23 protein-coding genes are annotated in these 21,888 nt (G+C 41.5%); 2 read left to right on the forward strand and 21 right to left on the reverse strand.

Translation table 11 applies throughout. The features are described from left to right. Positions 1 to 90 precede the first annotated feature (90 nt). The 4 genes from V5M37_RS22140 to V5M37_RS22155 form a co-directional block, all read right to left on the reverse strand. On the reverse strand, positions 91 to 1,170 hold the full coding sequence (locus tag V5M37_RS22140; RefSeq protein ID WP_423799164.1) for an AI-2E family transporter: 1,080 nt from the start codon (positions 1,168 to 1,170) through the stop codon (positions 91 to 93). A 93-nt stretch (positions 1,171 to 1,263) separates the two neighbouring features. Continuing rightward, positions 1,264 to 1,398 carry a YrzQ family protein gene (locus tag V5M37_RS22145; RefSeq protein WP_213144765.1) on the reverse strand — a complete coding sequence of 45 codons (135 nt, stop codon included), beginning with the start codon at positions 1,396 to 1,398 and terminating at the stop codon, positions 1,264 to 1,266. Between the two features lie 22 nt (positions 1,399 to 1,420). Further along, positions 1,421 to 1,612 carry a hypothetical protein gene (locus tag V5M37_RS22150; RefSeq protein ID WP_213144764.1) on the reverse strand — a complete coding sequence of 64 codons (192 nt, stop codon included), beginning with the start codon at positions 1,610 to 1,612 and terminating at the stop codon, positions 1,421 to 1,423. Positions 1,613 to 1,624: 12 nt separating this feature from the next. Further along, complete coding sequence (locus V5M37_RS22155; protein ID WP_213144763.1) at positions 1,625 to 2,101, reverse strand: PRC-barrel domain-containing protein; 477 nt, start codon at positions 2,099 to 2,101, stop codon at positions 1,625 to 1,627. Between the two features lie 147 nt (positions 2,102 to 2,248). Between V5M37_RS22155 and V5M37_RS22160 the strand changes: the two genes are divergently transcribed. Then, positions 2,249 to 2,941 (forward strand): N-acetylmuramoyl-L-alanine amidase, encoded by a 693-nt coding sequence (locus V5M37_RS22160; protein WP_423799165.1) that lies wholly within the window; start codon positions 2,249 to 2,251, stop codon positions 2,939 to 2,941. A 36-nt stretch (positions 2,942 to 2,977) separates the two neighbouring features. On the opposite strand, the gene V5M37_RS22165 is transcribed toward V5M37_RS22160, so the two are convergent. From V5M37_RS22165 to cymR, 5 genes are all read right to left on the reverse strand, one after another. After that, a complete protein-coding gene (locus V5M37_RS22165) occupies positions 2,978 to 5,404 on the reverse strand; it encodes an SF1B family DNA helicase RecD2 (RefSeq protein WP_423799166.1) in 2,427 nt (808 codons plus the stop codon). Between the two features lie 35 nt (positions 5,405 to 5,439). After that, complete coding sequence (locus tag V5M37_RS22170) at positions 5,440 to 6,093, reverse strand: tetratricopeptide repeat protein (RefSeq protein ID WP_423799167.1); 654 nt, start codon at positions 6,091 to 6,093, stop codon at positions 5,440 to 5,442. Positions 6,094 to 6,352: 259 nt separating this feature from the next. Then, positions 6,353 to 7,471, reverse strand: coding sequence for a tRNA 2-thiouridine(34) synthase MnmA (gene mnmA / locus V5M37_RS22175; protein WP_423799168.1), 1,119 nt, complete (start codon positions 7,469 to 7,471; stop codon positions 6,353 to 6,355). A gap of 41 nt (positions 7,472 to 7,512) precedes the next feature. Further along, entirely contained in the window at positions 7,513 to 8,655 is a 1,143-nt protein-coding gene (locus tag V5M37_RS22180; RefSeq protein WP_423799169.1) for a cysteine desulfurase family protein, read from the reverse strand. 45 nt (positions 8,656 to 8,700) lie between these two features. Further along, entirely contained in the window at positions 8,701 to 9,120 is a 420-nt protein-coding gene (gene cymR, locus V5M37_RS22185; RefSeq protein WP_213144757.1) for a cysteine metabolism transcriptional regulator CymR, read from the reverse strand. Between the two features lie 155 nt (positions 9,121 to 9,275). On the opposite strand from cymR, the gene V5M37_RS22190 reads away from it, so the two are divergent. Next, positions 9,276 to 10,547 carry a replication-associated recombination protein A gene (locus V5M37_RS22190; RefSeq protein ID WP_423799170.1) on the forward strand — a complete coding sequence of 424 codons (1,272 nt, stop codon included), beginning with the start codon at positions 9,276 to 9,278 and terminating at the stop codon, positions 10,545 to 10,547. A 58-nt stretch (positions 10,548 to 10,605) separates the two neighbouring features. Here the strand turns inward: V5M37_RS22190 and V5M37_RS22195 are convergent, their stop codons facing one another. The 12 genes from V5M37_RS22195 to larC all read right to left on the reverse strand — a co-directional run bounded on the left by V5M37_RS22195 (position 10,606) and on the right by larC (position 21,824). Next, positions 10,606 to 11,580 (reverse strand): rhodanese-related sulfurtransferase, encoded by a 975-nt coding sequence (locus V5M37_RS22195; protein ID WP_423799171.1) that lies wholly within the window; start codon positions 11,578 to 11,580, stop codon positions 10,606 to 10,608. A gap of 21 nt (positions 11,581 to 11,601) precedes the next feature. After that, a complete protein-coding gene (locus V5M37_RS22200) occupies positions 11,602 to 12,441 on the reverse strand; it encodes a 2OG-Fe(II) oxygenase (RefSeq protein WP_423799172.1) in 840 nt (279 codons plus the stop codon). A 152-nt stretch (positions 12,442 to 12,593) separates the two neighbouring features. Then, a complete protein-coding gene (locus tag V5M37_RS22205; protein WP_378584136.1) occupies positions 12,594 to 12,887 on the reverse strand; it encodes a HesB/YadR/YfhF family protein in 294 nt (97 codons plus the stop codon). A gap of 116 nt (positions 12,888 to 13,003) precedes the next feature. Next, a complete protein-coding gene (locus tag V5M37_RS22210) occupies positions 13,004 to 13,954 on the reverse strand; it encodes an ABC transporter permease (RefSeq protein ID WP_423799173.1) in 951 nt (316 codons plus the stop codon). After that, complete coding sequence (locus V5M37_RS22215) at positions 13,947 to 14,873, reverse strand: ABC transporter ATP-binding protein (RefSeq protein ID WP_423799174.1); 927 nt, start codon at positions 14,871 to 14,873, stop codon at positions 13,947 to 13,949. Before V5M37_RS22215 ends, V5M37_RS22210 begins: the two co-directional genes overlap by 8 nt. A 148-nt stretch (positions 14,874 to 15,021) precedes the next feature. Beyond that, positions 15,022 to 15,177 carry a hypothetical protein gene (locus V5M37_RS22220; RefSeq protein ID WP_423799175.1) on the reverse strand — a complete coding sequence of 52 codons (156 nt, stop codon included), beginning with the start codon at positions 15,175 to 15,177 and terminating at the stop codon, positions 15,022 to 15,024. A gap of 1 nt (position 15,178) precedes the next feature. Beyond that, positions 15,179 to 16,426: a Ger(x)C family spore germination protein gene (locus V5M37_RS22225; RefSeq protein ID WP_423799176.1), complete on the reverse strand. Its 1,248-nt coding sequence runs from the start codon at positions 16,424 to 16,426 to the stop codon at positions 15,179 to 15,181. Further along, complete coding sequence (locus tag V5M37_RS22230) at positions 16,401 to 17,510, reverse strand: GerAB/ArcD/ProY family transporter (protein WP_423799177.1); 1,110 nt, start codon at positions 17,508 to 17,510, stop codon at positions 16,401 to 16,403. The genes V5M37_RS22225 and V5M37_RS22230 overlap by 26 nt, the downstream gene beginning before the upstream one ends. Before the next feature lie 7 nt (positions 17,511 to 17,517). Next, on the reverse strand, positions 17,518 to 19,059 hold the full coding sequence (locus tag V5M37_RS22235; RefSeq protein WP_423799178.1) for a spore germination protein: 1,542 nt from the start codon (positions 19,057 to 19,059) through the stop codon (positions 17,518 to 17,520). A gap of 105 nt (positions 19,060 to 19,164) precedes the next feature. Next, positions 19,165 to 19,932 (reverse strand): tRNA threonylcarbamoyladenosine dehydratase, encoded by a 768-nt coding sequence (locus tag V5M37_RS22240; protein WP_217033761.1) that lies wholly within the window; start codon positions 19,930 to 19,932, stop codon positions 19,165 to 19,167. Between the two features lie 87 nt (positions 19,933 to 20,019). After that, entirely contained in the window at positions 20,020 to 20,646 is a 627-nt protein-coding gene (locus tag V5M37_RS22245) for a nucleotidyltransferase family protein (RefSeq protein ID WP_423799179.1), read from the reverse strand. Between the two features lie 2 nt (positions 20,647 to 20,648). Next, positions 20,649 to 21,824, reverse strand: a complete 1,176-nt coding sequence (larC, locus tag V5M37_RS22250) for a nickel pincer cofactor biosynthesis protein LarC (protein WP_423799180.1) — start codon at positions 21,822 to 21,824, stop codon at positions 20,649 to 20,651. Positions 21,825 to 21,888: the final 64 nt, after the last annotated feature.

Below are 21,888 nucleotides of genomic sequence, written 5' to 3' on the forward strand. Positions count from 1 at the left end.
GATGGTCTATAACATACTTGTTCCTTCTTCATTTTAACCAATATTATCTATGACGAATTATAGCTAGTACTGACTTAGTTTGTCAAATACCTATGGAGATGTTTCATTACTTCGGGCAGCGATAAAGTGATTCTTTGCATGAATGATGCCAACCTTCAGAATCGCTACCACCGGAACCGCTAAAATCAACCCTAAGATCCCGCCAATCTCACCGCCTGCTGTCAGTGCCGCCATGATGACTAAGGGATGCATATGAAGGCTTTTACCCACAATATAGGGCGATAGGATATTACCTTCGAGAAACTGCAATCCAAATACAATAATCAGCGTGATAATAACCAATTTCACTGAGATCGTTGCTGCCACAATTACCGCTGGAACAGCACCGATGATGGGGCCAAAATAGGGGATGACATTTGTCGCTCCTACAATCATTCCTAACAATAAGGGATACTTTAAATCAAACACCCAGAAAAGAAGAGACGAGACTGTTCCGATAATGACACAAACAAGCAGCTGGCCCCTAATGTATCTGCCAAGTGAATCATCAACATCCTTTAGAAACAGGGTTCCTCTTTTCCGCCATTTTTTAGGTGTCATATACCAAACACTTCGTTTAATTAGGGCAAAATCCTTCAGCATATAGAAGGTGATAAAAGGGATAATCAGCAAAAGTGCTGCTGAATTTAACAATTGACCTAAATAGCCAACAATAATAGATAAAAGAGAATCAAGTCTTTTCTCAAAGGCATCAATGCCGTCATTGATTCTCGTTTGCAGTCCGTCTGGCCATTCTCTTGTATGGGATTGGAGAGTACGAATCCAATCTCGATACTGCTCAGCCAAAACAGGTGCACTTTCCGAAAGGTCTTTTATTTGATCTATGACTGCTGGAATCCCCTTATAAAGGGTAAACCCAAGTCCACCAAAAAATATGACATAAATGAGCAGAATGGCAATGCCACGATGAAGTCCTTTTTCATGCAGTTTTTCAACGATCGGATGCAGCAAATAGGTGATAAATCCTGAAATGACAAACGGAAGCGCAATAATGATGGCCACTTTTACAACCGGCAACCAGACAAAACGTATTTTAAGAAATACGTAAATGACAATTAATAAAAGGAGAGAAAAACCGATTCGGTAATACCATTTCATACGAATATCCAACGCCCGTGCCCTCCTTTAGTGGTTATTTTTGGAGACTCGGTAAATAAATATTCATTAAAAATCCCCCTCTGCATGTGAGGGGGACCTAACCATTTAAAATATCGCTCGTTTTACTTTTCTCTGCATTCTTTTCATTTGCCGGCCTGACATCAAATTATTTCTTTGCGCCAAATTATAAGCAGCCATCCCGGCACCAAAAGCAACCATGGTCGTCATCATTTTGTTCATACGTTTCACCTCTTATTTGGATTTAGAGTGTGTAACGACGTAATTCTTCTTCGAACAAATCGTCTAATGAACTTAGGGTTCCGTCTTCCTCGACTTGATGGGTATTGATAATTCCTTTGGCAACAGATAATTCAATAAAACAGTTCCAGCAATAGTATTGATTGATACCGATTTTTCCGATATCCTTGCTCGCACAATTGGGACACTTAAGCATGGAAAAGACACCTCACGTTTGATTAACGTCAACGATAATGGCATCTTTTCCAACCGTTAAGGGTTTCTCGGACTGAATTACCTGTTTCCCATCAGTGATATCTGAAAAGAAGCCATCCGTGATTTCGTACCCTACGATTGTTCCCACTTCTTCCTGAAAGTATACATCTTTTAACAATCCGAGCGACTGACCGCTATTGGAAAGCATCATCATCCCTTCAAGTGAATGCTGATGGTTCAATGTAAACTCAGGAGTTTCTTTCAGCTTTTCTAAGCTGCCAGCATCCTCAATCATGACCCCATCCCAGCCAAAGGAAGAAACCTTCTGAATGTCCAAGAAACAGGATTGTTTGAAGAAAACGCCTTTTTTAATCAATAGGCCTTTGACGGTTCCATTTTTTGAAATGCAAAGATCGCAAACCTCGCCGATTTTCGTTCCTCTTTTCGTTTCAAAAACCGGCTGCCCCTTCAATAAGGAAAATGTTCGCAAAGAGTATCCCACCTCCTTCGAACAATCTTAGTTTCCGTTATCTTTCATCAATTCATAAGGTGAAACGTTTTCCAAAAAGAGCTGTTTGGAATAAGAAAGGTTGTTTAACAAACAATGTAGAAAAGAGGTTAAGCAGAGGTCGAAACAATGAAAAAAAATCTAATCTTTTTTAGTTTCATTTTTGTCATGATGATTACTATTTTCCCTTCCCGTGCGCTTGGGGCGGCTACACATGGACAATATATTTTGATGACCAGAGAGGAATTTAAGGATTGGTTATTTCAAAATAAATTTACCAGAAATATAAACACCATCCAGCAGCATCATACCTGGCTTCCGTCCTACAAGCAGTTTTATGGGAATAATCATTTTAAAATGCTCGAGAGCATGGAAAATTTCCATGTTAAGCAAAGAGGCTGGAAGAATATCGCGCAAAACTTAACAACGTTTCCCGATGGAAAGGTTGCAGTGTCCAGGCCGTTTGACATTGCTCCGGAAGGCTCGATTGGCCCGATCGCTAACACAACCGGAATCATGATTGAAAATGTCGGTAACTTCGATATCGGCCATGATGTAATGACAGCTGAGCAAAAAGAAACGATTGTTTACATCACGGCTGCACTTTCCTTAAGATTCGGACTGACCCCCTCCATTGACAGCATTACCTATCATCATTGGTGGAATGTAAAAACGGGTGAGCGAGTTCTAGACAGAGGTCCGGAATACAATGTAAAAACCTGCCCGGGAACAGGTTTTTTCGGGGGTAACTCGACTACCGACGCCATCAATAATTTTTACCCGCTTGTGTCTCGAAAAATACAGGAACTATCAAGTAAATGAATAAAAAAAGACCCATCCTCCGGGGTCCTTTTTCATTTAGCTTCCAGTTTTCTCCATGAAATCATATGGCGTTATATTTTCCATCCCAATCATCGGATTGACGGTCATTAATTCTTCCTCAAGAGACAATTTACTCTGTTCTTGGTCCTTTTGAGGCTCGGCTGTTTTATCGGCAATGGCAATGGTTTCCTGAAGTTTTTCACAAAGTGTGGTCAGTCTTGACATTTCATCCGCCCGCGCAACCCCCATTTGCAGTGCATCGACCTCTCCGCATAATATCAAGGATTGTTTACTTCTTGTTATCGCCGTATAAATTAAATTCCTTTGCAGCATTCTGTAATAACTTCTAGTTACAGGAAGAATGACAATCGGAAATTCACTTCCCTGTGATTTATGGACCGAGCAGCAATAAGCATGGGTGATTTGCGTCAAATCCTGCTTTGTATACTCCACTTCATTGCCTTCAAAGGAAATATAAATCATATCCTGTTTTTCAGTATTTTCCTTTGCATAGATGATGGAGATGATTTCCCCTATATCGCCATTAAACACATTATTCTCAGGCTGGTTGACTAGCTGAAGAACTTTGTCGCCAATCCGGTACTTAACATCGCCAAATTGGATTTCTTTTCTTTTGCCATCCGGGTTTGGGTTAAAGATTTCCTGCAGGAGCAAATTTAATCGGTCAATCCCGGCTGGACCCCGGTACATTGGGGCTAGGACCTGAATATCCTTTGCCGTATAACCCTTATTTTTAGCATTTAATGCGACCTTTTCGATTACTTCTGCAATTTGTGCGGTAGTACATCTGATAAAGGAACGATCGGCTTGTTTTTGGGTTATGTCAGCCGGCAAATGTCCCTTTTTGATTTCATGCGCCAGTTCAATAATAGAGGAGCCTTCCGCCTGGCGGTAGATATCCGTTAACCGTACTGTCGGGATTCGCTCCGATCTTAGTAAATCCTTTAAAACCTGACCAGGGCCGACAGACGGCAGCTGGTCTTCGTCACCAACCATGATGACTTGAATGTTTTCCGGCAACGCTTTGAAGAGTTGATTCGCGAGCCAAATATCGAGCATCGAGGTTTCATCAACAATGAGAATTTTCCCTTCAAGCGGGCTCCCGTCATCACGATCAAAGCCTTCCGTCCCGTTAAAGCCGAGCAGACGGTGTATGGTGACAGCAGGCAATCCAGTCGATTCACTCATCCGTTTCGCTGCTCTCCCGGTAGGTGCCGCGAGCAGAAACGGAAATGGTTCGTCCTTTTTTTGATAATCCTTTATTTCCAAGGAGCAGCCGTGGAGCTCTCCATAAAGCTCGACAATCCCCTTGATCACGGTCGTTTTCCCTGTTCCGGGACCCCCTGTTAAGATCAGCATCGGTGACATTAACGCTGTTTGGATGGCTTCCCTTTGCGTTGGCGCATACTGGACCCCAAGCCGTTCTTCCAAATCACCTAATGCCAGCAAAAATTCCGATTCCGGGAATTGATCCTGATACTCTTTTTGCTGCAGGATTCGTTTAATGCTGGTAACGAGTCCTTTTTCCGCAAAGTATAAGGAAGGCAGGTAAACTCGTTTCTCTTCGCCAATAATTTTACCTTCCTTTTCAAGCCCGATAATTTCGTTTGAGATAGCCAGAAAATCAATGACGTCACGCTGGTTCTCTTCTAGAAGAGCTTTTACCTGTTCAAGCAGTGCTTCGGCTTGCATGTAGACATGCCCTGTCTGCATACATTCATTTTCTAATGTATAGAGGCAGCCTGCCTTAATTCGGTCAGGATGGCTGCCTGATATGCCAAGCTGGTAACCTAGCTCATCAGCCCGGCCAAAACCAATTCCCTCGACATCCTCAACCAGCTGATAGGGGTTTTTTTGAATAATCTCGAGTGTATTTTCTTTATAAGTTTGATAAATCCGCATCGACAGCTGCGGGCCGAAACCATACTGGTTTAACGCGACCATCACCTGCTCGAGGCCTTGATGCTCCATTAACGTGTCATAAAGCTGCTTTGCTTTATCCGGAGGGAGCTTTGGTACGGTATCAAGGAGGGAAGGCTGATTGAGAATTTTCGAAATCGCATCCTCACCCAGGGTTTCGACGATATTTTCCGCCGTTTTTTTACCGATTCCTTTGAACATTTCGCCGGATAAGTAAGCAATAACCCCTTGCTTCGATTGGGGCATATCCTTGCGAAAATGGTTGACATGAAATTGTGTACCAAAGCGTGGATGCTCTTTAAATTCCCCGTAAAAAATATATGTTTCCTGCTCATGTACTCTAGGAAAATAGCCAGTAACGACGGCTTCTTTGTCATCATACTGATGATTGGTCTCATCTACCCGGATTCGAATCACGGTATAAAGGTTTTGCTCATTGTGAAAGATGGTCACTATCGGACGGCCTTTAATAAATTTCCCCTGCTCACTGAACAAATCAAGCGATTCCTGCTTTTTCACCATATCTGCTCCCTCCTTCCTCGTGAAAAATTAATGGATTACTGATTCATTTCTAATATTTTTTTCGCATTTCCGGCCAATAAATGGTCCGGCTGGATTTCTAACGCTTTGTCGAACATCTCCAGCGCTTGCTGGCCTTGCTCTTGGAATGCGTAGGAAACGCCCAGGTTATAGTATGCATCTGAATGGTTTGGATCGAGTTCAACGCATTTCTTAAATTGGCTGATTGCTTCGCTAATCAGTTCCAGGTTTGCCAGGCATAATCCGTATTGGAAGTGTGCCTCGGCATCATTTTCATTCAATTCGACACTTCTTTGGAAGTAGGGCAAGGCAAATTTGCTCTGATCAAGATTGACTAATGAAAGCCCCAGCATAAAGTAGTTGTCGCTAGTTTCCAGTCCTTTTCTCATCGCCGTTTCAAACATGTTCTGGGCTTCTTGGAAACGATCATTGCTGAAATATAGATTACCTGCGCTGTAATAGGCTGCACCTGCATTTTCGTCAAGTTCAATCGCCTTTTGGAAAAATTTTAGCGCTTTTTCAGCCTCACCGACAACGCTGAGGACGTTGCCAAAATTAATATAGCCGACTGGGTCAGCCGGATTTTCCTGGATAGCCTCATTGAAAACCTTCACAGCCATTTCCCAGTTGCCTTCTTGCATATATTGAACACCTAATTGGTTTTTGTCCATGTTTTTCAACTCCGTTCTACATGGAAGTATACCATATTTTGATTAAAAGTTGAGGTTGTAAAAGGGGGCAGGCAGGTGATTTGAGATATCCGCCCAATTTGGCAAGGTATCCGCCAATTTGAAGAGATTATCCGCCAAAAATAGCCGGTTATCCGCCACCCCTGTTAGATTATCCGCCGAAGTCCAGCAGAAATCCGCCAAACCTATTTTCCTGCACCAAAAAACCCCGACTCCAAAACCGGAATCAGGGTCCTTAAACTTAGCCAACATATGTCAAACGTTCACCATTTTTATAAACTTCATCAATCGTTCCACCGCCAAGACACTCGTCACCGTCATAAAAAACAGCGGCTTGTCCAGGTGTGACAGCACGAATCGGTTCTGCAAAAATAACTTCAACCTTACCACCATCTAATAGACGAACTTTAACCTTGTGGTCTTCCTGACGGTAACGGAATTTCGCAGTACAACTAAATTCCACAGGCTTTTCTCGGTCAGAAACCCAGCTAACATCCGTCGCAATAATCGAATCGGAATAAAGCTTTTCATTATGGAAACCTTGGCCAACATATAAAACATTTCGTTTTAAGTCCTTACCAATGGCAAACCAAGGTTCACCCGATCCACCAATGCCGAGCCCATGACGCTGACCAATGGTATGATACATCAGGCCTTCATGTTTGCCTTTAACTTCGCCGTCAAACGTTTCCATGTTGCCGGGCTGAGCAGGCAGGTATTGACCTAAAAACTCCTTAAAATTCCGTTCTCCGATAAAACAAATTCCGGTCGAGTCCTTTTTCGCCGCCGTAGCAAGACCCGCTTCCTTCGCAATTTCCCGCACCTTCGCTTTTTCAAGATTTCCGATTGGGAACATGACTTTGCTGATTTGCTCTTGCGACAATTGATTTAGGAAATAGGTTTGATCCTTATTTTCATCAAGGCCTCGCAGCATTTTATATTCACCGTCGCGATATTCAACGCGGGCATAGTGACCTGTCGCGAGATAGTCGGCACCTAAATTCATCGCATGCTCCAAAAAGGCTTTAAACTTAATTTCCTTATTGCACATGACATCTGGATTTGGTGTCCGGCCGGCCCGATATTCAGCAAGGAAATAGGTGAATACCTTGTCCCAATATTGCTTTTCAAAATTAACCGCATAATAAGGGATGCCAATTTGGTTGCAGACACGAATCACATCATTATAATCCTCCGTTGCTGTACAAACACCGTTTTCGTCGGTGTCATCCCAGTTTTTCATAAAAATGCCGATCACATCGTAACCCTGCTGTTTTAACAACAGTGCCGCAACAGATGAATCAACACCTCCGGACATCCCAACAACAACTCGGGTATCTTTTGGGTCTTTTCTTTCCATCTAAAAATTCACCTCTCTTTACACACAAAATAATCTTGCTTTTATTTTCTAAGCCGCGAAACAACCTTTGCTGTTTCCTCCGCCGCTTGTAGGATTTCTTCGGTTGTCGTGGTAAAGCCAAAACTAAAACGGATTGCATTCGACAATCGCTCTGAGCCTTTTCCGAACATCGCCACAAGGACATGCGATGGTTCAATTGATCCGGCCGTACAGGCAGAACCGCTCGAAACCGCAATCCCCGCCAAGTCAAGATTGACCAGCATGGCTTCCACGTTAGTTCCGGGAAAGCTTAAGTTTAATACATGCGGCAAGGAATTTTCAAGCAATCCGTTTACAGTGAACTCAATCCCTGATTCTTGAAGCTTGTTCATCAAAAGCTGCTTATACTCAGCAAACTGTTCTCTCTTTGCAGAACGTTCTTCCATCGCAATCAGAACCGCTTCATGGAACCCGGCAATAGATGCGACATTTTCTGTTCCAGCGCGCCGTTTTCTCTCCTGCTCGCCGCCAAATAAACGTGGTGAAATTTTAACATTTGACTTTACATAAAGAAAACCGATCCCTTTTGGTCCATTTATTTTATGAGCAGAAACCGATAGCAAATCAATATAGCTTTCATCGACATTTATTTTTTCCATCCCATAGGCCTGGACAGCATCTGTATGAAATTTTGCCTGATGATCCTTCACAAGCCGGCCAATTTCTGCAATCGGCTGGATGGTGCCAACCTCGTTGTTTCCATACATGACGGAAACTAATATGGTATCGTCCCTTAACGCCTCCTGCAGGTCAGTAACGGAAATCCTGCCTGTTTCATCAACTGGCAAATAGGTGACCTCAAAGCCCATTTTTTCAAGCTTCTGGCAAGCATGAAGAACAGCATGATGTTCTACCTGGGTAGTGATAATATGCTTTCCTAAATGCTGATAGCTTTCCGCAACGCCAAATAAGGCCATATTATCCGCTTCGGTACCGCCGCTTGTAAAAATAATCTCGTTTTCCTTTGCCCCAATGCTCCCCGCGAGTGTTGCCCGCGCCACATCAATATAATGTCGCGCTTCCCTGCCAAAAGCATGGATGCTTGATGGATTTCCAAAAACGGATTTCATCGTCTCATGCATTTTTTCAATCACTTTTGGATGCATCGGAGAGGTTGCGGCATGGTCGAGATAAATTCGTTCCATTATGACACCTCAAATCAACATAATTCTCTATTATTAGCTTCGTCATTAAATATAAAACATATAACCTTCCATTTCGCCATCTTCACTGTGGCTTGCTAAGTCCTCAAGAGTCGTGTTGTCTAATACACCCTTAATCGCATCGCGAATGCGAATCCACAACTCCCGTTTAGCCGGTTCTTCATCTTCAATTCCTTCAACCGGTGTAATCGGGCCCTCAAGCACACGAATGACATCGCCAGCGGTAATTTTAGCAGGTACATCAGTTAATATATAACCCCCGTATGCTCCTCTGATACTTTTCACTAATCCAGCATTTCGTAACGGTGCAATCAATTGCTCCAAATAATGCTCAGATAGGTCATTCGCTTGGGCTATTGTTTTTAAAGAAGTTGGCCCTTCTCCGTAATTTTTTGCTAATTCAATCATAATTGTCAGACCGTAGCGGCCCTTTGTTGATATTTTCATAAAATAACACCTCTATTTTTTAAAAAATCTATATTCAAAAAAATCCGTAGTATTTTGGTTGGCATTAGAATTATAACATATTCTTCTTTAATATGCTTTTCCACGAGGAAATGGTATTGTTAGGATATAGCAAAATATTTATTGGAGAGATTACTATGCAGCAAAAACCGTTGGCATTTCGAATGCGGCCGCGAACAATTGAAGAAGTTGCCGGCCAGCAGCATCTTGTCGGTGAGGGCAAGATCATTGCTAGAATGGTAAAAGCCAAGCAGCTGACTTCAATGATTCTGTATGGTCCTCCCGGGATAGGAAAAACCTCGATAGGGAGCGCCATTGCCGGCAGTACCAAATATGCCTTTCGAACGTTAAACGCCGTTACAAATAATAAAAAAGATATGGAAATTGTTGCTGCCGAGGCGAAAATGTCCGGAAAAGTAATCCTGCTGTTGGACGAGGTCCACCGGTTAGATAAGGCCAAACAGGATTTCCTATTGCCCTATTTGGAAAACGGAATGATTGTATTGATCGGAGCTACAACCAGCAACCCTTATCATGCCATTAATCCAGCCATTCGCAGCCGCTGTCAAATTTTTGAACTTAAACCATTAACACCTAATGAAGTTACGCAAACCTTAGTTCGGGCCTTAGAAGATGAGGAACGGGGTTACGGCAGATTAAAAGTTGATATAACCGAGGAGGCGCTTCAGCATTTTGCCCAAGGCTCAGGAGGAGATGTCCGCAGCTCTTTAAATGCCTTGGAATTAGCCATTCTTTCATCAGATTCAGATGAAAATGACGTTATCCATGTCGATGTTCAAACAGCTGAAGAATGCCTGCAGAAGAAAAGCATTGCCGCGGATAAAGACGGGGACGCTCATTACGATGTATTGTCAGGCTTCCAAAAGTCAATCCGCGGCAGTGACGTAAACGCCGCCCTTCATTATCTTGGCAGATTAATTGAAGCCGGGGACTTAGTAAGCATTAGCCGCCGGTTAATTGTAATTGCCTATGAGGATATCGGACTTGCCAACCCTCAGGCGGGAGCACGTACATTGGCGGCCATTGAAACGGCAGAAAGGCTAGGCTTTCCCGAAGCACGTATTCCACTTGCCAATGCGGTCATTGAATTATGCCTGTCGCCCAAATCCAATTCTGCTATTTTGGCGATTGATGCGGCCCTATCCGATATTCAAAGAGGAATAACCGGCGATGTCCCGGACCATTTAAAAGACGCCCATTACAAAGGGGCGAAAGAGCTTGGCAGAGGCATTGGCTACAAGTATCCGCATGACTATGAGAACGGGTGGGTACCGCAGCAATATCTGCCGGACCGGATCAAGAACAAACAATACTATCAGCCGAAAAAGACAGGGAAATTCGAACAGGCACTCGCATCTGTCTATGAAAAGCTTACACGAAAAAATTAAACATGTATAAAAAAATGACGTGTACCAATTCACACGTCATTTTTTTATATAAATTAGATCAGCTGTTTTTAACTGAAAACTCTTCGCCAATCTGCTGTAATCTCAATTCTACGTCTTCTTCCGTTAACTCATGTTCCTTCACATACAAGTTCCTTGGGTGCACTCGGCATTCATGTGTGCAGCCCCTAAGGTATTTGTGCTCACTTTCCTCTGAGCAAATAATTTGTTTATTGCATTCCGGGTTTGCACAATTTACATATCGTTCACAAGGTTCACCCGTGAAATAATCTTTCCCGACGATAACATGTTCAACCTGATTAACCGGCACACTGATCCTTCCGTCAAATACATAGCATTGTCCGTCCCAAAGCTGTCCTTGCACTTCAGGGTCCTTCCCGTAGGTCACGATACCCCCATGTAGTTGTCCAACATCTTGAAAGCCTTCTTTTACAAGCCAGCCTGAAAACTTCTCGCAGCGAATTCCGCCAGTACAATAGGTCAAGATTTTTTTCCCTTCAAACTGCTGTTTATTTTCCCGAATCCAGTCCGGAAGCTCGCGAAAGGCTGTTATGTCTGGCCGAACAGCTCCTCTAAAGTGACCTAAATCAAATTCATAGTCATTTCGGGCATCAATGACAACGGTCTTTGGATCCTGCATTGCCTCATAGAATTCTTTCGGACTCAAATGTTTACCCGTCGTTTCATTAGGATTGATATCGTCTTCTAAGCGAAGGGTGACAAGCTCCGACCGATGGCGGACATGCATCTTTTTAAAGGCATGTTCATCCTCTTCATCAATTTTAAAAACCATATCAGCAAAACGTTCGTCTTGATGCATGATTTCCATATACTTTTCAGTCTGCTCGACCGTTCCCGATACCGTACCATTAATCCCTTCGGCAGCCACTAAAATTCGTCCTTTAAGTCCTAGTTCCTTACAGAACTGCAAATGCAGAGCGGCAAATTCCTCCGGATTCTCGATTGGTACATACATATAATATAGTAATACTCTATATGGTTTATTTTCTGTCATTTGTTACTGCCCCTATCTTTGTTAGTAAATTCTCCCTTGCCTGATCCACTTGGTGGCAACCCATTTTTCACCTTCGGATACCGGCACACTGGTGTGCAAGGACAGTCGATCGACTTGTCCCTTACTATTCCCATAATGAAAGTAAACAGCTGTTCCTTTCTTCGGAACAATCGATACTCCTAACTTTGGGAATACGGTTTCTCCTCCTGAATCGACATCATTTAAATAGATTAAAAAGGTGCCGATCCGCTGTCCCCCTTTATCTTCTTTAACCAGGTTTGCCGGGAAATAATCGAAGTGGGGTTTATATTCCTCGCCTATTTTATAGTTCAATACCTGCAGCCCTTCACCATTTTCAATCGGATAGCCAGTTAATTCAGCAATTCTTTTCTCAATTGTGGAGACGTGTCCATTTTCATTGATTGTAAAATACATTCCTTTGCTCGTTCTGCCAGAAGCTGCACGGTTCTCCCCAGTGTTTTTATCAATAATATGAGAAGGCTGTAATCTGTCGCTTGAAAGGCTAATCAGTTTGTCACATTCTTCGCGGCTTAACACATTATCTAAATGCAGAATAAATGGATGCTCCACTCTAGAAAGCACCTTAATTTCCCGGTCCCCTGCATATAGTTTATTGCCCTTTTGGCCAATTTCAGGAATTTCATAATAATAAGGGCTTTGCTTATCAGCTGTTACAATCGATTGGTTTCCACCAATACGCAATAAAGTCCTTAATGCAAATGTTTCATCGAATCCCTTACTAATCATCGCATCGACGATTTTCTCCGGGCTTGCACCTCTATTTAATGTCTGTATGATCCAATCTTTAAATTCGCTGGAGATATGCTTGATTTTTTCCACTCTATATTTCTCCTTTTAGAACGAGTACCAAACAATTATCTCTTAACGACAAGAAAATTACCAGCGATGGATATCCTTGTTCCTGCCCGAATTATCCTATTAGGTTATAAAAATAGCCCGTAAAACCAAGCGGGCTTGCCCCGTGGAGTGAGTCAGGGTTTAACATACTCATATCTCAATTCATCTTCTTTTGCATCATAATCAACATGTAAATCATGCCCGTCGAAATACCAGACATCACCGTCTTCAACAAAGAAAAGGATCCCATCCAGATCAGTACTGGCTGCTATTTTTAAGGGCTCCTCTTGAGTAAACGCCAAAGAGTACCCCTTCTGAATAGGACTATTTCCATAAACTTGCGTATAAAATCGCAGTTTATCTCCCTTCTTAAGGCCAATATCTTCTTTAAACCATTTTAATGCCTGATTGCTGATTTTAATTTCCATATAAAAGTCCTCCAGATAATTTTTTCTACAAAATAGTTTACCCATATCATTTCACTATAATTGGAAAAAAGGAGGCTGTCTCAACAGCTAAGATGAGACAGCCCCATTTCATCTGACTATGCAGCAACATCCCGTTTTTTGAACACAAAGAATGCCAAGAATTGAAAAATAACAAAGTAAATAACTAGAATAAAGATTGAAAAATTCATCGTCATCCCCTCGACCATCGGGGTTCCTTCAAAGTACTGCATTAAATTTGTATTGGCAAATAGAATATATTTTGCCCAGGAAAACTTAAGAGACAGCAGCGCGGTAAATTGTGCTCCAGTAAATAATAAGAAAATAGATAATCCGATGGCAAGTGAACTGTTTCGGAAGACAGAAGAAATCATGAACGCCATCGTCGCAAGCATAATCATATCAATGGAGCTTAAACCATAATAGATTAATAAATGGACCACGATATTTTGCTCAGTAACCGTACCGTTATGGTAGTTTAAATACGGAGCGGCATGCTCAGGCATTCCGAATAACAGTGCGCCAAGGGCCGCCGAAAACACAAATAAAATTGCCAGCATAGTCAGCGCAAACAATAAAACGGTCAGATATTTTGAAATTAATATTTTGCTTCGATTGATTGGCCGAATTAACAGCAGTTTAATGGTCCCCCAATTAAATTCACTCGCAACAATTCCGGCGGAAATGATAATCGTAAACAAGCCAGCCAGTGTGATGAGTTCGGATGCTTCTTTAACAAACGACCAAACATTAAATTTCTCTTTTGCCGGAAGATTATGTTTAATTCGATAGTCATTGATGGCGATTTCCTCTTTGAAAAAGTCCTTTTCTATTTTGGTTCGGCTTTGTTCCATCTGCTTCTTTAAGGCATCGTTTTCTTCCTGCAATGTTTGCTGCCAATTCTTATCCGGAACAGCATTAGAGCCAGTTTCTTGGTATTTAAAAAAGGCGCCGACAATGCAGGTTATAACAATCAGCAGCGCAATCATGACATAGGTGCCGGGACGCCGAAAAATTTTCATCCATTCATTTTTTATTAAATTAAACATGGGCTTCCGCCTCCTTTTCTTTAGTTACTTCAAGGAAGCGGTCCTCTAAAGTTTTCGCTGTTTCCTTTATGCCAAAAATTTTGATTTCTTCTTGGACGAGGATTTTAACCAGATGGGGGATATCCTCTTTTGAAAGACTGACAGATATTCCGTTTCGTGACAGATTTGCCTCTGCATCTGGGAAGTGAGCGTGTACGATTGGTAGAGCTGTTTCGCTCGGAATTACTTCCAATTCATGGACCGTTTCATTGCCTTGAATGAATTCCTTCACCTGCTGAACATCAATCAATTGCCCATTTTGAATAATGCCGATTCGGTCACACATCATTTCCATTTCGGACAAGAGGTGGCTGGAAACGATGACTGCCATATTTTTTTCACGTGCCAGACGGCGGACATAGTCTCGGATTTCCCGAATTCCTGCAGGATCAAGACCGTTTGTCGGTTCATCAAGAATCAATACCTCCGGGTCATGTAATAGACATTGTGCAAGCCCTAATCTCTGCCGCATCCCAAGAGAATAGGTCTTCACCTTGTCGTAGATTCGGTCCGACAGTCCTACCAGTTCGACCACTTCAGCAATTTTTTCCTTCGTTATTCCCTTGGCCATTCTCGCATAATGTATCAGGTTTTGATAACCTGTTAAAAACTTGTACATTTCCGGATTTTCCACAATGGCCCCGACATGGCGGACGGCGTCTTCAAATTGTGTTTTAATGCTGGAACCGCCAATAATAATGTCCCCAGAAGTAATTCCCATTAAGCCGACAATCATCCTAATCGTCGTCGTTTTCCCAGCACCATTCGGACCCAAAAAACCAAAAACCTCGCCTTTATATACCTGAAAGCTGATATCGTCAATAATCGTTCTGCCTTTAATCACTTTCGTTACATTTTTTAATTCTACGATTGATTCCAAAAATTTTCTCCCCTCTCTTCGAGTGCCCCTACATTTTAACCCATCAGTTAAAATTTTCCTACTAATTCACTAATGATCTTAACTTAATCTCAGGAGGGAATTAAGCGGCTGAAGGTGGAAAGAAACTAGGGCTGGAGACTGAGAATGATTAAAAGATCGAAAAAAACGGAAGGACAACAATAGCTAGACAAAGGAAAAAAACGGCTATCGCCCCCAATCTTTGTTTATCCTTCCACAAGGTGATGCCAAAGCCAAGGGAATAAAGGATAATAACAAACAACACAACGATTGATAGGATTTTCACGTTATTTCTCCACCTTTAAGTTTTTCTTTTGCCTTTTACCGAAATCTATTACTTCAACGTCGGGATTTACGGATATTTCTGCTTTTAAATACGATTTCGGCCAATTGAATTTTTCAAATTCCGGGTTGGTTCCAAAATATCTTCGAGCGTAAAAGGACAACGGATATGGGGCACCTTTTAGTTCTTTCTGTGTTTTTTTCAAAAACTTCTCAAATTCCGTTTTAAAATGGCTGGCGATTTTCCTTTTTATGACTTCTTGATTTTTCTTTTTCGTAAAGTCAATCCTCGAGGGATTTGACATGAGTTCAAATTTTACGGGTATGGTGATAAAAATCTTTGGGCGAGACCCCTTTAGGTCCATTTTGATTTTATTGTTTTCTTTTTTTATCACTCTTACGGCGAATGATTTTCGTTCGCCTGGAAAGGGATTAGGGATATCCAGAAAAAAATCACTCATGTTTGTTGTATCATCAAGAATATTGACCATACTTGTTTCCTGACCGGTTAACTTCCCAATCATTACTCCGTTTCTAAACACTGCCGAACCGATAAATTGAGTATCATCGAACTCCCCGGATGCATTCAGCTGCCCGGCAAAATATTCATCTTCCCCTTTAAATTTAGGATGCTTTTCCCTAACAGCTGAGGTGTTCATCGCTAAAAAAAGGTCTGATCCTCTATCTGTTGTCTTAAAAAAGCGGAAAAGAGTCGAATCGGGGATTAAACCATTTTCTATACCATGGTCAATCATGTATTGAAAGTACTTATGGGGCCTGGTCTCCATTTTTGGTTTATTTTTCAAAAAATACTCAGCGGCCTTTTCTTTCGAAACTGCCAAATAGGCGTTCATGCGAATTTCTTTATCAAAGACTACGTCATTAAGGATATTATAAAATTTTGGATCCTTTGCAAATTCCTCGGAAACTACGATAATCTTTAATAAATCATAACTTATAATTCGCGAGACAACCGAATTTGCCGTCACTTTTGCGGCAATGATATCGTTGGCATCAAAGGAAACAATCTCTCTAGGCTTTTCCGTTGAACCGCCGCCGCCTTGCTGACTCCCTACTTCCGGGTTAGCAAGCAGCATGGTCACTTTGATTTTCCCTTTATGGTGAGAACGGTCAATGCCAAGTCCAATCACGTAGGATTTATCCTCCATTTCCTCACGATCCCAGCAGCCTGTTAAGGAAAAAACAATCACGGCTATCAACAAAAATTTAGATACTTTTTTTGTTTTTTGCATGTTTAAATTCTCCTTTTAACAAGGCAGAAAGCCATAATAGCAGGGCAATGGCAGAAAACACGGGACCGGATATCATCCCAATCAACGGTTTTAGTTCAAGCGTTACCTCAATTGGATTGTTTGGCATATTACCAATCAATAAATAAATGGTTCCAAGCAGTGGGATCAAGTATTCAAAGTCCTTGATTTTGAAAATATGGCCGAACATCAGGGCAATTATATACAAAAAAGCGGCAAATCGGATAAAGACTCCCATAATCCAGATAACAAAAAAGAAGATTTCGATATTAGGAATATAACTTCCCAGTGAAATAAAGCGAATCGTCGTATGAAATGGATAACCCATTCCTCCTAAAGATTGATCCATTAAACAAATGAAAAATAGTGTTGAAACACTTGTTTGAATGCTGACACAAAAATAAGCAATCCAAGTGCCTTTTCGAAATTCATTATTTGTCTTTAAGTAAGGAACGAGCATGGTAAGCATAAAAAATTCAGCAAACATCGAAATTCTTTGCGAGCTATTCTCTAAAATAGCAAGTTTTCCCGCCCCCCAAATTGGCAACATGGCTTGAATATTACTATTTTGAGTACTTAATAATAACGCAACAATGAAAGTGAGAATGACATAAAAAATAATCAAATAAGAAACCGAACCGATATGCTGAATTCCTTTCTTCGCTCCGTAAGCACAAATTGATATTAAAATGGCATAAAGGACCAACACGGGTGTCGTATTAAAATAAAATGCCCGTATGATATTGGTATAATCTCGAGAATCAAACGAAATGGCAAATGAGCTGAGGACAAAAACAACAAGGCAAACAAAAAATCCGAAATAGCGGCCAAGTAATTTTTGAATCACATAAAACAAATTTTCCCCCTGAAATAAAGACATTGTTTTAATCAACAAAAAGAGCGGGATGAAGAAGAATGCAGCTGATAAAAGTGGAATCATCCAAGCTGCATTTTGGACCATATTATATAAACCAGCTGGTGTTTCTTCAGTCGCTTTTAAACCGACCATCAAAATCGCGATTGATACATACTCTCGAATACCAAGTTTTCCCGGCTGCTGTTTCATGCTAATCTTAATCCCTTCTTTGTTTAACCATATCTTTCGGCTTTAGATAACCCGGGCGTAACCTTTGCTTCATAGGTACTGGACGGATGATTAAGTCCCTTCCCGAAGAGAAATGCGGGGTCATCGGTGCAAAGTAAGGGACACCGAATGACTTTATTGAAACTAAATAAAAGAGACCCAAAACTATTAATGCCCCCATACCATAAATCCCCATAAAGCCTGCGGCAAAAATAAACAAAAAGCGGCTTAAACGAATCGCAAAATTCATACTGGTATCGCTGATAATAAAGGAACTTAACCCGCTTAAGGCGATGACGATGATGACAATTGGACTGATGATGTTGGCTTGAACGGCTGCCTGGCCCAAAATCAAAGCACCGACAATTCCAATCGTGGGCCCAATCGGAGAGGGCACGCGCAGCCCCGCTTCCCGAATCAGTTCAAAGGCCAGTTCCATCATAAGAATTTCAATGATGGAAGGGAAAGGAACTCGTTCTCTTGTACCCGCCATGGCCATCAACAAATCGGGCGGAATCATCCCGACATGATAATTTGTTATCGCAATATAAAAGGACGAGGAAAAAATTGAGATAAATAATGCCATAAATCGCAAAAGCCGAATGAAATTACCATACGGTGTCCGCAGGTAATGGTCTTCCGGTGAATGGAACAGGGCCCAAAAGGTTGCCGGGAGAACAAGGCAGTTAGGCGAGTTGGACATTAACAAAACAATGTGTCCCTCTTCTATAAATGATACTGCCCGGTCTGGGCGTTCCGTGTTTAAAATGGTCGGAAACAGCGATCTTGGCCGTTCCTCAATGTACTGCTCCAATATGCTTAAATCGATAATACTGTCAGTATTCAAAGATTCAAGCTTATCCTTTATCGTCTTCAGCAATTCATCATTCACTAGGTCTTGTTCATAAACGATCAGAACATCATTCCTGGAACGTTTAGAAACAACGTGAGCCTCTATAATCAGGTTTTCATTTTTAATCTTTTTCCGGATTAACGAAATATTATCAATCAGCTTTTCGTTAAAGGCTTCCTTCGCCCCTCTGACAATCACTTCGTTATCCGATTTTTCAATGCTGCGTCCCTGGACTTTCGATGTTCCAAATAAATAACATTGAGGATCACCGTCGATTAGTAGCGCGGTAAAGCCACTGGTGATGGTCTCCGTAATTTCTCCTATTTGGGTGCTTGTCCGCTCAATTGGGAAGGTAACAATCTCTTGAATCTCTCTTATTGGCTGATCGCTTTCAATAAGAGGCCCGAAAATATTTTTCCGAATTTGTTCTAAGTCGACCATGGTACTGATGTACAGCACAAACGCACGGCGATTTAGGGCACGGACGGTAAAGTCATGTATCTTGACATCAAAGTTTTTTGGGATTGAAAAAATGGACTTAAAAGTTTCTAAATTTTGTTCATAATGACTGCTTATATCCTGTTCTTTTAAATGAATTCTTTGTTGGTTTGATTGTTCGTAAAATTGAGATTCCGTTTTAAACAAATTGCGAAGCGGCTTTAAAAAGCTTTTTTTCATCATAAACCACCACACCCAATTTTTTTATAGCTTTCCAATTTTAGGGGTATTTATGATTTTTCAGCAAAAAAAAGCCCTAAGCATTTTTGCTTAGAGCCTGGTAAACTATTTCTCATCTGCTACGCGCATGATTTTGATATCTTTTAGTAATTGGCTAACTACATAGCTTGCCATGATTAACCCACATGCAGATGGCACGAATGCATTAGAAGATGGCGGCATTTTCGCCTTGCGAATCTCAGCTTTTTCGTTTCCAACAACTTTTCTAACATCCTCACGGATGACAATTGGGCTTTCATCGGAGAAGACAACCGGAATGCCTTTGTGAATTCGTTCCTTACGCAATTTTGTTCTAATTACCTTAGCAATCGGGTCTGTATGCGTCTTTGAAATATCCGCAATTTTGAAGCGGGTGGGATCCATTTTGTTAGCGGCGCCCATACTTGATATAATTGGGATATTTCGCTTTAAACATTCCTTCATCAGATGGATTTTATACATGATTGTATCTGAAGCATCAACAACAAAATCTAACTTGTGGCTGAAGATTTCTTCATATGTTTCCTCTGTATAAAACATCTTTAGGGAAATAACTTCACAATCGGGATTAATATCCTTAATCCGCTCCTCCATAATTTCAACCTTTGGTCTGCCTACAGTAGATAGCAAGGCAATTAATTGGCGGTTAACGTTAGTAATGTCAACATCGTCTTTATCGATCAACACTAGACGGCCGACTCCAGAACGGGCAAGCGCCTCCGCGGCAAAAGAACCGACGCCGCCAATCCCTAACACGGCAACCGTGCTGTTTTTCATTATATCAAGGCCTTCTTTACCAATTGCAAGCTCATTACGAGAAAATTGATGCAGCATAGTGTTCACTCCAGAAATTAAATTCGATTTATTTTATTATGTTTTCACCTTAAAAAATATATCATACTTTCCTGAAAACAGAAGCACCTAGAATGATTTTTTTATCTTTTGGATAATATCTTGATAATCCTCATAGGTGTCGGCATCTAAAATGGTCCCTTCATCGTCTATGGGAATTTGGAAATGTTTATCGGCAAACTTAAATATCGCTTTTGCCCCCTGATCTCCGGTTATTTTACCAACATATGGAAACAGCTGTGAAGATATATAAACCGGATGTCCTGGAACACTGTTGTAGGTTGGCTGAAGAATGTAATTTGATTGATTTACGTTCGTTTTCAGGATTGTCTGGATTATTTGTTGTATTGTTGACTTCTTAAGTAAAGGCTGATCGCCCAAAAAGACCATTAGACCGCAGGGTTCAACATTGCATTGCTGAACAGCAGTTTTTATTGAACTGCTTAAACCTTGATTAAAATGGATGTTGCTTACCCATTTAAAGCGCTGATCAGGAATATGTATGGCATCTTTAATTTTATTTTCATTATGGCCGATTATTGCCATCACATTTTCAAATGGGAAGGATAAAACATTCCTTAGCACCAACTCAAGCATAGGAATCCCTTGGATAGGCAGCAAAGGTTTAAAATCCCCCATCCTTGAGGAGTTGCCTGCTGCTAACACAACAGCTGTAATGGGAATCAAATGGACCATATTTAATCCCCCATCTGCTCATTCATTGCTAATTTCATGGCATATTGGTAAACCGTTTGAAACGGTACCTTGTGCTCCCTTGCTGCTCTTGCAACATCCTCATATTCCGGAGCTTGGTGGAGGATTTTATTCCCCCTGCAGGCCTGCTTCACCCTAATTGGACCATAGGGAGTTTCAACCTCAATAAATCTTCTGTCAAGAATATTGCGGCTCCACATGCTTCTTCGGACCCCCAGAGTAGTAGTCTCTTCCAATAAAATTTGTTCACAACGGTCTGCCTGGTTTAAGGAAACCAAAACGGTTACAAGGGTACCTGGCCTATTTTTCTTCATGTAAACAGGGGTATAAAAAACATCAAGAGCTCCTGCAGCCAGCAGACGTTCCATTGCAAACCCAAGACCCTCACCAGTCATATCATCAAGTTGGGCTTCCAATATATAGATTGATTCCCGTTCTTGATTTGGGTCTTGCTTAATAGGGAAGATGAATAATGCCCGTAGAACATTCGGGTGGTCAAAATCCGTTTCACCTGCCCCATACCCAATCTTGTCCACCACATGTCCGCCAATAGTGATGAATTTTTTTACGAGTGAACGTAATATCCCTGCCCCAGTTGGTGTCGTCAATTCTCCTTGGACGTTTAATTCTGCAAGCGGAATCCCTTTTAGCAGCTCAAGCGTGACTGGAGACGGTATTGGATAGAGCCCGTGAGCTGTCATTTTGTGGCCAAAACCTGCCGGAACGGGTGATGCGAATATTTCTTCGATTTCGAGGCTTTCAAGCGCTAGGCAGAAGCCAATGATTTCGATTATAGAAGCTATTTCAAAATAAACCTCATTCGAGTCGATACCATTTAGCTTTCCTTTGGCATTTGCGAATTCATGAAATATTGCCAAACTGCGGTCTTTAGTTTTATCTGGGAGCTCACTTTCTGCAATTATTTTAGATATCTCTTGCGCACCCTGATGTTGATTTTTTTCCGATTGGTAAAAGATGCTTATTTTTTTTGCAGCAATGCCTTGATTCGTAATGTTATGTACTTCGATTCCAAACGGCTCTATTGGTAACTTTCTCAAATGACCAACTATGTAAGAGATGTCGGCTCCTAAATCGATTAGTGCGGCCAAAGCCCTGTCCCCGGCAATGCCAAAAGTACAATCAAGATAGAGCGTCTTCATTATTGGCTTCCACCCATTCTTAATTTTTTGTATATATCAAAAATGAAATAAAAACCTTCTGCCA

The sequence above is a fragment of the Neobacillus sp. SAB-20_R2A genome (assembly GCF_049568635.1).
Lineage (GTDB): Bacteria > Bacillota > Bacilli > Bacillales > Cytobacillaceae > Neobacillus > Neobacillus citreus.

Bases quoted from the DNA above. Each gene is read 5' to 3' on its own strand.
- V5M37_RS22145 (WP_213144765.1), bottom strand. From the start codon at position 1,398: ATGAACAAAATGATGACGACCATGGTTGCTTTTGGTGCCGGGATGGCT.
- V5M37_RS22150 (WP_213144764.1), bottom strand. From the start codon at position 1,612: ATGCTTAAGTGTCCCAATTGTGCGAGCAAGGATATCGGAAAAATCGGT.
- V5M37_RS22160 (WP_423799165.1), top strand. From the start codon at position 2,249: ATGAAAAAAAATCTAATCTTTTTTAGTTTCATTTTTGTCATGATGATT.
- V5M37_RS22165 (WP_423799166.1), bottom strand. From the start codon at position 5,404: ATGGTGAAAAAGCAGGAATCGCTTGATTTGTTCAGTGAGCAGGGGAAA.
- V5M37_RS22170 (WP_423799167.1), bottom strand. From the start codon at position 6,093: ATGGACAAAAACCAATTAGGTGTTCAATATATGCAAGAAGGCAACTGG.
- mnmA (WP_423799168.1), bottom strand. From the start codon at position 7,471: ATGGAAAGAAAAGACCCAAAAGATACCCGAGTTGTTGTTGGGATGTCC.
- V5M37_RS22180 (WP_423799169.1), bottom strand. From the start codon at position 8,655: ATGGAACGAATTTATCTCGACCATGCCGCAACCTCTCCGATGCATCCA.
- cymR (WP_213144757.1), bottom strand. From the start codon at position 9,120: ATGAAAATATCAACAAAGGGCCGCTACGGTCTGACAATTATGATTGAA.
- V5M37_RS22190 (WP_423799170.1), top strand. From the start codon at position 9,276: ATGCAGCAAAAACCGTTGGCATTTCGAATGCGGCCGCGAACAATTGAA.
- V5M37_RS22195 (WP_423799171.1), bottom strand. From the start codon at position 11,580: ATGACAGAAAATAAACCATATAGAGTATTACTATATTATATGTATGTA.
- V5M37_RS22205 (WP_378584136.1), bottom strand. From the start codon at position 12,887: ATGGAAATTAAAATCAGCAATCAGGCATTAAAATGGTTTAAAGAAGAT.
- V5M37_RS22210 (WP_423799173.1), bottom strand. From the start codon at position 13,954: ATGTTTAATTTAATAAAAAATGAATGGATGAAAATTTTTCGGCGTCCC.
- V5M37_RS22225 (WP_423799176.1), bottom strand. From the start codon at position 16,426: ATGCAAAAAACAAAAAAAGTATCTAAATTTTTGTTGATAGCCGTGATT.
- V5M37_RS22230 (WP_423799177.1), bottom strand. From the start codon at position 17,510: ATGAAACAGCAGCCGGGAAAACTTGGTATTCGAGAGTATGTATCAATC.
- V5M37_RS22235 (WP_423799178.1), bottom strand. From the start codon at position 19,059: ATGAAAAAAAGCTTTTTAAAGCCGCTTCGCAATTTGTTTAAAACGGAA.
- V5M37_RS22240 (WP_217033761.1), bottom strand. From the start codon at position 19,932: ATGCTGCATCAATTTTCTCGTAATGAGCTTGCAATTGGTAAAGAAGGC.
- V5M37_RS22245 (WP_423799179.1), bottom strand. From the start codon at position 20,646: ATGGTCCATTTGATTCCCATTACAGCTGTTGTGTTAGCAGCAGGCAAC.
- larC (WP_423799180.1), bottom strand. From the start codon at position 21,824: ATGAAGACGCTCTATCTTGATTGTACTTTTGGCATTGCCGGGGACAGG.